This window comes from Sphaerothrix gracilis Ecp01 (assembly GCF_030405905.1).
Classification (GTDB): Bacteria; Cyanobacteriota; Cyanobacteriia; order Phormidesmidales; family Phormidesmidaceae; genus Sphaerothrix; species Sphaerothrix gracilis.
Genome location: NZ_JASATW010000010.1, coordinates 223829 through 235625, shown reverse-complemented (window position 1 = coordinate 235625; position 11797 = coordinate 223829). Strand labels below are relative to the sequence as shown.

Sequence of the window (11797 nt, the reverse complement as noted above, 5' to 3'; positions counted from 1 at the left end):
AGACTCGCCAATCCAAGGGGCAATACTAGACTGATAGGAAATGTCGAAGGGCACGTAGGGCAGACCGCCCGGATTGGGCACGGTTCCCGTGTATTCCTCAATCAGCGTGAATAGCTGAAACTGGCTGAGCTGGCCCCAGGTTTCCTCTGTGGTATCTAGAATCAGGGTCATGGCGGTGTCGGCTGGCAGCAGCTCAAGGGCCGAGGGTGATGTTTTGGCAGCGCTAGCGACGGGGGTGCTGCAGACGAGGCTGAGGAGAGGCAGGAGAAAACCTAATTTCATCACCCTATGGTTAGAAATAGCTAATTTCACTTAAGCACATCTGGTTCACCAACGTCACGTTTTCTAGCCAGCGGCGTTCTCTACCTGAGATAATTGAGCAGTGGCCTCAACCTGACGCGATCGCCCCTGCTATGTCTTTCTCTACCAACTTGTTCAACCTAGCGCCCAAAGAAGCCGCGCCGGCCCAGCGGATTGGGGTGATTGGCGGCGGTCAACTGGCCTGGATGATGGTGCCAAGTGCTAAAAAGCTAGGTCTAGACCTGATTGTCCAGACCCCGCGAGCCACCGATCCTGCCGCCAAGATTGCCAAGGAAACCGTCTTAGCGCCCATTGAGGACGCCGAGGCGACGGCGGAACTGGCCCGCAAGTGCGATTTGATTACCTTTGAAAACGAGTTTATTGACCTGGCTGCCCTGGCCGAACTGGCCGAGCAGGGAGTTGAGTTTTATCCGACCCTGGCCGCGCTTAGGCCCCTGCTGGACAAATATGAACAGCGAACTTATCTGCAAAGTATTGGTCTGCCCGTTCCTCAGTTTGCGGGTTTAGAGTCCGAGACCGATCGGCCTCAACTGGCCCAAAAGGTGAGCGAGCTGGGCCTGCCGCTGGTGCTCAAAACCCGGCGACACGGCTATGACGGTCAGGGCACGTTTATTTTGGCAACCCTAGAAGCGGTCGAACAGACCTGGCAGCAGCTAGACTATGCCCCTATCCTGCTGGAAGAGTTTGTGCCGTTCGAGCGCGAACTGGCGATTATGGTGGCGCGATCGCGGCTGAAAGAGGTGATCGCCTATCCCATCGTGGAAACCCAGCAGGTAGATCAGGTCTGTCGCCGCGTGATTGCTTCAGCTAAAGTGGAGCTACCTGTGGCCGAAGAGATAGGAGCGATCGCCCGCAAGTTAATGGATGGTCTGCAGGCAGTTGGCGTTTTTGGCATTGAGTTATTTCTCACCGCTGAGGGCCGGGTACTGGTGAATGAAGTGGCCCCCCGCACTCACAATTCTGGCCACTATAGCCTAGATGCCTGCCGCACTTCGCAGTTTGAGCAGCACCTGCGGGCCGTGAGCGGCTTATCTTTGGGATCGCCCGCCTTAGCCTGTCAGCAAGCGGTCATGGTGAATCTGCTGGGCTACGAGCAGGCGAGCGATGACTACCCGGAAAAGCGGCAGCGCCTCGAACAGCTCCCCAATACCTACGTCTACTGGTACGGTAAGAGGGAGTCTCATCCAGGGCGCAAGCTGGGGCATGTCACCACGCTGCTGGGGCTGAAGGGGCAGGCCGCCGAGCGCACAGCCGCTGAGGTGATTGAGCAAGTTGAGTCAATCTGGTATCCGGCCTGATATTGCCCTAGGACGCAGCCGTCTGCAAAACTGATGGCAAAGCCAGCCTGTTTGACTGAAATTGTTGTGATTTTGGCAACTGAGCTTATTTTTCTCAATTTTTCAGGAAAGGGTGGCTCAAGCCTTGTAATTTAACGTCAGTAGGCTTGGGTGCTCAGAACCTCGTTGCTCGAACCATCAGGCTGCTCGATAGCCTAGTGTCAAACTATCACTGCTGCCCAAAGAACCGGGGCTTACGCACTTGACGAGGTTTTTAACTGCTCGCGAGATCCCTCCGGCTGTCGCCCCCCCTTGAATAAGGGAAGCGGCAGAATCCTACCGCTACCACTAGCGTCTCAAATTTTAAACTACGTAACGCCTAAGAATATCTGAAACCCAAGAGATTATGAAACGCCTCTATTCAATTGCAACCGGACTCCTCAGCCTCAGCTTGGCTAGCGCTAGCCTCCCGGCCCTGGCCCAGCCTCAAATTGCCAGCGGCGATCGCTACCTAGAAGATATCAGCGGCGCGGAATGCCTCGCTCGCACAGACGAGTTTATGTCAAGCCTGGAAGTTGAAAGCAGCGGTGGCGAAATTGATCGCACTGGCTATTTTAATGACGGCGTTTTCCGCATTCTCTGCTATGACTACGGCACTGACAGCATGGTCGTTGTCTTCGCCGCCCATGATGAATCTGCCGAAGTCGCCACTGATTTCATGCGCTATACCCTCGACTCTATCGCCTACTAAGTCAGCAGAGACAAACCAATCGCGATCGCTGCGATCCCAGTGATTTTGAATGTTCTGCAAAATTCCTGGGATTTTTGGCCTGAGATTTTTGGCGGGCCCTGAAAACCCGCTAACGCAGCAGGCGCTCACCGCGAGCGTAGATCTCTCTGGCATAGCTTGACCAGGGAGCCGTCTGCCCAGAACGAAAACAGCTAGCCTGCAGCAGCAGATTGTACAGCAGTGCCTCCCGATAGCGGGGCTGACGGGTAACAGCCGACTCCCTACCGCCGTCAATATTGCGCCTGCTGCGATGAAAATGGGCGCTTAGGCGGTGCCTTAGCTCAGAGGTGGCAATGGACAGGGGCGCTTTGAAGGAAGTATTGGTAAAGGTTTCAGGTATGGCGGTTGGCGGCGTGGCGGTGGCCGCGACGGAGCACACCGGATAGTCATCTAGATTGAAGCCAGTCGCTGCCAAGGCGTCTAAATACTCTGAGCCTGTCAGTCCGGCTACCTGGGGCTGGCTGCGCAGGTCGTGCCAGGCGCGTTTGAAGCTGCCTGGAAAGCGATTCATCATCGCGCTGCTTTCGCTAGGGGCCGACTGCATCACCAGCGGTAAGGGAGAGGCCGCCGTTTGAGCGAGGTGTTTAGCCAGGGTATAGGGCTGCATTTGGCTAACGGCGTCGGCATCTGCTGCCTGATTGATCAGCAGGGTGAAGGCTACTGTTTCTCCGGCCCTATTGGTGACTTCAAGCCGATGGGGGAGATGAGGCTGGGCTAGGGGCTGGCCGATGAGCTGCTCTAGGCTGGCCTGGGTCACCATCAGCCAGCGATAGCCGCAGGTACGGAGAGTTTCTACCAGAGCGTATAGAGCATCTGAATCAGACGGCAAATCCGCCGCTGGCAGCGAAAACCCCTGTACCCGGCCCAGGGCTTCTAGGCCAAAGATAGCGGCAAAATGGTGCTGCCAGGCCCGTACCTGCAGCTTTAAATCGGGCAGCGGAATTCTAGAGGCGGGGGCATAGCTCCAGAAAGTGCCGAGCCACTCCACCTGAGACTGATAGGCAGCCGCGCCGGTGATCCGCTTGAGCTTAGCTAGGGTCTCTTGCCGGCCCATATCCTGCAAGCCCCACAGCAGCGTACCGGAACAGTCCAGCAAGATACGAGGCTGACAGCCCTGACTGACCAGTTCGGGAATAAAATCTCCCAGACGGCCATAGCAGTAGAGCAGGGAACCAGCCTGGTGATTGTCATGCTCAAAGGCATGTTCAAACATGTACTGCAAATAGCTGATCAGCTTGCCGTCCGGCCCGGCTGGTATAACGGGCTGATGCATGTGCAGGGCGATCGCAAAGCCGGCCACCACCGTCTTGGACGGCAGCGCCTGCCTAGAAGGGGGCGGCGTGCGCAAAGTTGCCGCTTCAATGGCTGATTCCCAGCCGCAAATATTGGGCAATCCGTCTATCAGAGCGGGTAGTTCTGGGAGAGAGGGAGAGAAGGCAGGGACAGCAGCCGTCATAGCAGCCTGGTGGGAGCGAATAGTTTGTAGCAATACTTAAAAACTTATAAAGCTCTGCTCTTTTTAGAGTGTCGCATTCCTTGCTCTTCTGGGATTGAGACAGCTCTATCTTTAACTTTGATTAAATTAAGTTTGCAGAACGTAATGTAGCCAAAGGCAGAGCGCGAGGGCGAAAACCTAACAGGCGGCGATCGCCGCTGGCTGGGTACACCTCAAATTGGCTTCGACTGGTAATACTGGCAGGTTTCGCAAGGTCCTAGGGGATTGACGGCGCAGCGCAGATAGGGCGATCGCGCATTGAACTGACAGGTAATGTCGCCCACCATGTGGCCGAGTCCTTCTACATAGTGGCGATCGCGGTTGCGTTCGGCTAAGGCGCGTAGCCCCCGGTTGGCGGCAGCTTCCATTGCTAAGGCAAGCTGCTGCTGGGTTTGCTGTCCGGCCCGCCGCCCCACCAGCAGCGAGATCAAGGCCGGAGAAATTCCCAGAAAAATAATGAAGGCGACAACCGTCATGGATCAGTCTGTCTGAGTACCCTAATTTCATCCTAGCCTAGCCCACAGATGGGGCATCGGCGATGGCAGCCTTTGCTCTTGAGCGATCGCTTTAGAATGTAAGCAATTGGCGATCGCAAGGCCAGAGAAGCATGACCAATAAAAGCACGCGACGGAACTTCATTGTCACCAGCGCCGTGGTGGCCGGGGGAATTGTCGGTAGCCGCGTTTTGGGACAGGGCAGTCGCCCCGCGCCCCAGTCCGAGCCGGATTTAGCTGCAGGCGAGCCAGTTCCTACCCGCGCCCTGGGTCGCAGCGGCACGCCGTGGCCAATTTTTGGCTTAGGCGGAGCGGGGCAGACCCCCCTGTCGCAAAATGGCAAAGAGCCAGAGGCCCAGGCTCTGATTGAGGGTGCCCTGCAGCTAGGCATTCGCTACTTTGATACCGCTGCCAGCTATGGCCCCAGCGAGGAGAATCTGGGACGGGTTCTGCCACCTTTCCGCGAGCAGCTGTTTATTGCCAGCAAGACTGCCGCCCGCGATCGCGATGGGGCTTGGCGGCAGCTAGAGCGATCGCTGCAGCGCTTGCACACCGATTACTTAGACCTGTGGCAGCTACATCACGTCTCGCTGCCGGAGGAAAATGAGGCTATTTTTGGCCCCCAGGGGGCGATTCAGGCGGTGGAAGAAGCCAAAGCACAGGGGATTATTCGCCTAGCTGGAATTACCGGACATCACGATCCGGCAGTGATTACTGAGGGTCTGCGCCGCTACCGTTTTGACGCGACTCTCATTCCGGTGAATGCGGCAGAAGTGCATCATCCTGAGTCCTTCATTGCCACCGTCATGCCCGTGGCGCGCGAGCAGAATATTGGCGTTATTGCCATGAAAGTGCCAGCCTATGGGCGACTGCTGCAACCGGGGCTGCTAGACAGCTTCGAGCAGGCGCTGGGATACAGCCTTTCGGTACCGGGGGTTCATGCCTGCACCGTGGCGGCTGAGGATGTCGCTCAGCTAGAGCAGAACATAATGGCCGCTCGCCAGTTTAAACCCCTAGACGAAGCCGCGATGACGGCGATCGCCCAGCGCACCGTCAATAGCTGGCAGGAAATGACTTTTTATCACGCTTGGACTTAAAACCGGGAACCGGGCTGTTGCAAAAACGCCTCTTCCTCTGGAGTGCTTTCTCGGCCTAGAATCGCGTTGCGGTGGGGAAAGCGGCCAAAGCGGGCAATCACGTCTCGGTGACGGTAGGCATAGTCGAGGGTCGACTGGAGCTCGGGCGCTGCCTGAACCAAAGCCTCAAACAGCGCTACTGCTTGGTTTTGATGGGCTATGTTTTCGCTGTGTTCAAATGGCAGGTAGAAAAATAGGCGCTCGACCGGCAGGAGGAAGCGATCGCGCCCCTGGGCGACTGCTGACTGGGCGATCGCCAGCGCCTGCCCGTCCGTGGCAAAGCTCTGCGGCGTGCCGCGAAACATATTGCGGGGAAACTGATCGAGCAGCACCGTCAGCGCCAGCGCCCCTCTAGGCGTCTGCGTCCAGTCTGCATCAGCGCCCTGTCTGGCCTGCTCATAAACTGCCAAAAACTGCTGGCGTACCTGCTGATCAAACGCCTGGTTCTTCTTGAACCAAATGTCGCGCTGCTGCCCATATTCGGTTGCAGGCGCAGCCGGATTGCCAAACCAAAAATTGAGAATATGCTGGGCAGTTTGTGACGTCATCGGGGTTTGCAGGCCAAAAAAGCTGAGGGGTTGGGCGATCGCTCAAACGCCCCATAGCAGACAGTTACAGTGACGACAAAGCCAGCCTGCTGCAGCCAGCTTTCGACTGCCGCCGCCGGATACAGCCTTTGAAAGTGAGTCTCCTGATCGCGTCAAGACGGCGGCTATGCCTCAAATCCTAACGTTTGTAGATGGCTCGGCTGCAATAATTTTTGATCCAAAAAGCGATCGCCGCTTGGGCGATCGCTCTTAACCACATCTTAGAACCGGGGAGAATCTGGCATGGCCAAACTCTTACCAGGATGTGTCTATAGACAACTTCTTAGTAGTCGAAGTCACCCATGCCCGCGCCCGCGCCCGCGGCAGCGCCATCCTTAGGCTCCGGCTTATCGACAATGATGCACTCAGTTGTCAGCACCATACCGGCGATTGAAGCGGCATTTTGCAGCGCCGAACGAGTTACCTTAGCCGGATCGACAATGCCAGCCTCAAACATGTCAGCAAACTCATTGGTTGCTGCATTGTAGCCAACGTTGAAGTCCTTCTCTTTGACCCGCTCTGCAATCACGGCTCCGTTTTGACCGGCGTTTTCAGCAATCCGCTTCAGCGGCGCGGTCAGGGCGCGCATGACGATCAGTGCCCCTGTCAGTGCCTCATCGACTAGGTTGCTGTTAGCCCACTCTTCGAGGTTGGGCGCTAGGTGAGCTAGCGTGGTACCTCCACCAGGAACGATACCTTCTTCAACGGCTGCCTTGGTGGCGTTGATAGCATCTTCCAACCGCAGCTTGCGATCTTTCATCTCGGTTTCGGTTGCGGCTCCGACTTTAATCACAGCCACACCCCCGGAAAGCTTGGCCAAACGCTCCTGTAGCTTCTCTTGGTCGTAGGAAGAATCGCTCTCTTCAATCTGACGGCGGATTTGCTCACAGCGGGCCTTGACGCCAGCCTCGTTGCCTTCGGCCACGATGGTGGTGTTGTCTTTGGTCAAAGTGATGCGACGCGCTTTGCCCAGCATGTCCATCTTGGTGTTCTCTAGCTTTAGACCCGTGTCTTCGCTAATGACCTGACCACCCGTGAGTACGGCAATGTCCTCTAGCATGGCTTTACGGCGATCGCCGAAGCCAGGGGCCTTCACAGCCGCCACGTTGATGACGCCGCGTAGACGGTTAACTACGAGGGTGGCTAGGGCCTCTTTCTCGATGTCTTCAGCAATGATGAGCAGCGGACGACCAGCACGGGCCACCTGCTCCAGCACAGGTACCAAGTCCTGAACTAGGGTAATTTTCTTGTCGGTGATCAGAATGATAGGCTCATCCAAGATCGCTTCCATGCGCTCGGTATCGGTAGCGAAGTAGGGCGAGATGTAGCCCTTGTCGAAGCGCATCCCTTCCGTGACCTCTAGTTCAGTGGTCATGGACTTGCCTTCTTCCAGGGAGATAACCCCTTCCCGACCGACTTTATCCATCGCCTCAGCAATCATCTGGCCGACTTCTTCGTCGTTACCGGCTGAGATAGATCCCACCTGAGCAATACCCGTGGAATCGGCTACCGGGCGAGCGTGCTCGGCAATTTTGTCTACCAGATAGGTAGCGGCTTTGTCGATACCGCGCTTCAGGGCAATGGGGTTAGCACCGGCAGCGACGTTGCGCAGACCTTCTTTAACAATGGCGTGGGCTAGGACTGTCGCAGTCGTGGTACCGTCACCAGCAGCATCATTGGTTTTAGAAGCTGCCTGACGAATCAGGGAAACCCCTGTGTTCTCAATGTTGTCTTCTAGCTCAATTTCTTTAGCAATGGTGACGCCGTCATTGACGATTTGAGGCGCACCAAATTTCTTTTCTAGAACGACGTTGCGGCCCTTTGGCCCCAGGGTGACAGCTACGGACTCAGCCAGAATATCCATGCCCTTCTCTAGGGCGCGACGAGCATTTTCGTTGTATATGATGCGTTTAGCCATATATTCCTCGGTAGTTTGCGTGTTGAGTGACGGAGCTTGGGATTAACTGCTAGAACAGTGGCTTATGCTAAAACTGCCAGGATGTCTTTTTCGGACAGCAGGATGCACTCATCACTGCCAAGCTTGATTTCGGTGCCTGCATACTTGGAATAGAGAACTTTGTCGCCAACTTTGACTTCCAGTTCTTGACGGGTGCCGTCTTCGCTGCGCTTACCAGGGCCTACTGCGGAGATCTCGCCGACTTGAGGCTTCTCTTTGGCCGTGTCTGGTAGCAAAATACCACCAGCGGTTTTTTCCTCAGAAGCGCTCACTTTGATGAGGACGCGATCGCCTAGAGGCTTAACGCTAGACACACTTAGAGATACAGCTGCCATAGAAACTCTCCAGACTCTAAAAATTCAACGATTGGGGATGGGAAGATAGATAAGCTTTGCCAATCTGTCTTGACGCACTGAAATATCGCCGACTCGGATAGTGACATCCGTTAAGGCGACCTCAAAAATATAGCGCGTTTAGAACAGGAAATTAGCACTCTCGCTTCCTGAGTGCTAATTTATCGAAGTCATCAGTTGCAGTGCAACAGTTTCGGCTGTACGGGTTCCCGAACGATTCTCGGAAAACTGCTTAGGATGGAGATATAGCCCCCCCGAACTATTGCGGCGCTGAGCCGTCATCAAAAGCAAAGCTGTTTCTGATTATCCCAAGCAATCATGAGTGTTCTACCTGTCAAAGCTTGGCAGCGGCCCTTACTAGGCGCGATCGCTGCTGGTGCTCTATTTTTTGTGCCCTCTGGGGCTGAAGCGGCCACTTTCAATGTGGGTGGACTGCGCTTTAGCGAATCGGCGGGCGATTTTCGTTTGACCAACGGTTTTGTCAGCAATGGCCGGGCTGTTTTATTACAGGAAGTTTTTGGCCCTAATGTAGATCTGTCAGTGGCGGTGCGGGGACTTGCAGATCTTGGTATTCTTGGTTTTCGGATTGATTCAATCGTTACCAACAGTACAGGGACTCCCTGGCAGTTCTACGATTTCGAGCTGCAGCAGTCTTTTGGCACCCCTAGTCCTGAAGCAGACGGTCTTTCCTTCGCTCAGGGACGAGCTAATTTGCGCCCTTTCACCTCAAGCCGCTTCAGCAGCGTTGATGAAGTCACGGATGTGCGAGACTTTATCAATTTCTCTGGCGGAATTGTTAATCCCGGTGAAACTGTCAGATTTAGCTATGTCATTACTGATACAACCCCGACTGATCTATTCTTCATTCGCCAACGGCCTAATTTTGTCCCTGGTGGTACGGGCTTTGTGCAAGTTCCCCCCCCTGCGCCAGAGCCGCCGGTAACACCTCTCCCTGTGACACCGCCCTCGCCGCCTACCCCCCCTGTCCCAACGCCAATTGAAGTTCCAGAGGATACGGAAAATCCTGTTGCCGTACCTGAGCCGACAGGAGCCTTGGTGCTGCTAATGTCAAGTATTTTGAGCATTCTGTCTCTGCGGCGGACACCATCTTCTAATATTTGAGATACCTGGGGGCATCTATTCACCTCGGTAAACTCATTTAGGAGTTAGGGCGATGCCAAATCTCTCAGGCCGCTGCTGTTTGCAGAGCGGGCTAGTTGGAGCTGCTTTGTTATTGACGCATCAAGCAAGCTTCGCTCAGTCAATCGTGGCAGAGTCAGACACTGCAACTCAGGTGCGGCAGTTAAATAACCAGTTTGAGATTACTGGCGGGGTTTCTTCCGCTGATGGGGCGAATCTGTTTCATGGCTTTCAGCAGTTTGGATTGAGCGCAGAGCAGGTAGCCAATTTTGTCTCTCCGGCTGAGGTCAGGAATATTGTGGGCCGCGTCACGGGGGGACAAGCTTCTTATCTAGATGGGCTGCTACAGGTCAGCGGCAGCACCGCCAACCTATTTCTGCTCAACCCAGCGGGTATGCTGTTTGGTCCCAATGCGCGGTTAGACTTGAGCGGTGACTTTACAGCCACAACAGCGACAGGTCTGACCTTTGGCGATCGCGCTTTAACCACCCTGGGCGACAACAACTATGCTGCCCTGGTAGGCAATCCCACAGGCTTTATTTTCGCGGGTGCTGCCCCCGCCGCGATCGCCAATGCAGGCGACTTAGCGGTAGCCCCAGGGCGATCGCTGGCCCTGATCGGCGGTACGGTTGCCAACACGGGCACGCTGACGGCGGCAGAAGGCAGTCTGCTGGTGGCGGCAGTGCCAGGGGAAAGCTTGGTGCGCCTTAGCCACCCAGCCATGCTGCTGAGTTTGGAGGTTGCGCCCCTCCCCGCCACCACGCCGGGAGCGGTGCCGACGTTTCAGCCGCTCGACTTACCCACTTTGCTGACAGGCGGATCTGCTAATGGCTCTACAGGGCTGAGCATGAATGCGGATGGCAGTGTCAGTCTGGTGAATCAGACAGGGGCGATCGCAGCAGAACTTGGCACAACGATTGTTTCAGGCCGTTTAGATACCGCAGGCACCACAGGGGGCCAAATTGCGGTGGTGGGCGATCGCATTGCAGTGGTTGACGCCACGCTTGACGCCTCTGGTCAAAACGGCGGCGGCACGCTGCGAATCGGCGGTGACTATCAGGGACAGGGCAGTTTGCCTAATGCCGCAGAAACCCTGATCAGCACCAATTCTTCTTTGCTAGCCAGTGCTGAAGAACGCGGCAACGGCGGACGGATCATTGTTTGGTCAGATGAGGCCACGCACTTCTTAGGCCATGCTATCGCTCAGGGCGGACAGCAATCGGGAGATGGTGGCTTTGTTGAGGTTTCTAGCGCTCAGCTACTGGATTTTACAGGCACTGTTGATACGCTAGCTCCTGCGGGCACGGTGGGCACGCTGCTAATTGATCCGCCCAATATTCGAGTAGATACGTCCGGTAGTAGCACTGCAGACACAACAGTGATTCTTGCTAACAATCTTGCGAGTACGCTTACCAGCACTGACGGTCAACTTCAAGCAGATAACAATGTAACCTTTGCCGTACCCATCAACATTTCTCAATCAGGGCTCGGACTATCAGTTGATGCAGGTAACAATATCTTTGCAGATGATGTTCGGATCGGCAGCGGCCCTATTAATTTTCGGGCAGGCAACAATATCACGGTTGGAAACCTCAGAGGTCAAACAATTTCTCTTATTGCAGGCGAAGACATCACTGTTAGTACCCTTGCAGCTGCCGGCCTCGATGCTGGCAACTCGGCTGATAATCTCGCCGGTCAGATTACAGTTCAGGCAGGTGGGCTATTTAGAGCCACTGGAGCAGGCAACATTGGTAATCAAAGTTTCGATAGCAGTTTAGCCGTTGTTGATCGCAACAACACAGGAACAGGTACATTAACGCTGAATATTGGCTCAGAAACGGCTGTTCTATTCGGACAAAATGGGCCTGGTAATCCGCAAATCACTATTTCTTTAACGCGAGGGCCGCTTCTCATAGATGTCGGCACTTTGCCTGCTGGAGTCAGCGGTACAGTGTCCGGTATTACTTTTGGTAATCAGAACGGTCTCTTGTCTACGTCACTTCGAGATCTCGCATTTGTTAGAGACTTAGAAACCGTGACTGCTCCACTAGAAAATATTGCCGATCAAACCACAGATGATGAAAATACGATCGCCTCAGAAAACACCGCTGCCGCCACAGGTGTCCGCTCAGCCGAAGTTGAGACAGACTGTCAGGTGGTGGCGATTGCCCCTACTGACACAGCCGCAGTCGAAATCCGCAATAGCTGCCCTATTCCTGAAACTAGCAGTCCTTAGGCGCTTTGCCT

The 11797-nt window shown here is 55.1% G+C and carries 11 protein-coding genes; 5 read left to right on the top strand and 6 right to left on the bottom strand.

Features of this window, described 5'->3' with window-relative positions; translation table 11 throughout:
- Window positions 1-282, bottom strand: a 282-nt coding sequence (locus QJQ48_RS13535) for a hypothetical protein (protein WP_346291767.1), incomplete at its 3' end; no start/stop codon positions are given.
- Between the two features lie 131 nt (window positions 283-413).
- On the opposite strand from QJQ48_RS13535, the gene QJQ48_RS13530 reads away from it, so the two are divergent.
- Window positions 414-1619, top strand: coding sequence for a 5-(carboxyamino)imidazole ribonucleotide synthase (locus QJQ48_RS13530; protein WP_346291766.1), 1206 nt, complete (start codon window positions 414-416; stop codon window positions 1617-1619).
- Between the two features lie 385 nt (window positions 1620-2004).
- Window positions 2005-2349 carry a hypothetical protein gene (locus QJQ48_RS13525; protein WP_346291765.1) on the top strand — a complete coding sequence of 115 codons (345 nt, stop codon included), beginning with the start codon at window positions 2005-2007 and terminating at the stop codon, window positions 2347-2349.
- A 109-nt stretch (window positions 2350-2458) separates the two neighbouring features.
- On the opposite strand, the gene QJQ48_RS13520 is transcribed toward QJQ48_RS13525, so the two are convergent.
- Window positions 2459-3844: a glycosyl hydrolase family 57 gene (locus QJQ48_RS13520; RefSeq protein ID WP_346291764.1), complete on the bottom strand. Its 1386-nt coding sequence runs from the start codon at window positions 3842-3844 to the stop codon at window positions 2459-2461.
- A gap of 212 nt (window positions 3845-4056) precedes the next feature.
- Window positions 4057-4359 (bottom strand): DUF6464 family protein, encoded by a 303-nt coding sequence (locus QJQ48_RS13515; RefSeq protein WP_346291763.1) that lies wholly within the window; start codon window positions 4357-4359, stop codon window positions 4057-4059.
- Window positions 4360-4490: 131 nt separating this feature from the next.
- Between QJQ48_RS13515 and QJQ48_RS13510 the strand changes: the two genes are divergently transcribed.
- Entirely contained in the window at window positions 4491-5474 is a 984-nt protein-coding gene (locus QJQ48_RS13510; RefSeq protein ID WP_346291762.1) for an aldo/keto reductase, read from the top strand.
- On the opposite strand, the gene QJQ48_RS13505 is transcribed toward QJQ48_RS13510, so the two are convergent.
- The 3 genes from QJQ48_RS13505 to groES form a co-directional block, all read right to left on the bottom strand.
- A complete protein-coding gene (locus QJQ48_RS13505; protein ID WP_346291761.1) occupies window positions 5471-6061 on the bottom strand; it encodes a DUF924 family protein in 591 nt (196 codons plus the stop codon). The two genes, QJQ48_RS13510 and QJQ48_RS13505, sit on opposite strands and share 4 nt — an antisense overlap.
- A 322-nt stretch (window positions 6062-6383) precedes the next feature.
- Window positions 6384-8018 carry a chaperonin GroEL gene (gene groL, locus QJQ48_RS13500; protein ID WP_346291760.1) on the bottom strand — a complete coding sequence of 545 codons (1635 nt, stop codon included), beginning with the start codon at window positions 8016-8018 and terminating at the stop codon, window positions 6384-6386.
- Between the two features lie 62 nt (window positions 8019-8080).
- Window positions 8081-8392: a co-chaperone GroES gene (gene groES, locus QJQ48_RS13495; RefSeq protein WP_346291759.1), complete on the bottom strand. Its 312-nt coding sequence runs from the start codon at window positions 8390-8392 to the stop codon at window positions 8081-8083.
- A 336-nt stretch (window positions 8393-8728) separates the two neighbouring features.
- Between groES and QJQ48_RS13490 the strand changes: the two genes are divergently transcribed.
- Window positions 8729-9532 (top strand): hypothetical protein, encoded by an 804-nt coding sequence (locus QJQ48_RS13490; protein ID WP_346291758.1) that lies wholly within the window; start codon window positions 8729-8731, stop codon window positions 9530-9532.
- A 52-nt stretch (window positions 9533-9584) separates the two neighbouring features.
- The gene (locus QJQ48_RS13485) at window positions 9585-11786 is read left to right on the top strand and encodes a two-partner secretion domain-containing protein (RefSeq protein ID WP_346291757.1); all 2202 of its coding nucleotides are present in this window, start codon (window positions 9585-9587) and stop codon (window positions 11784-11786) included.
- The last annotated feature ends 11 nt before the right edge of the window (window positions 11787-11797 follow it).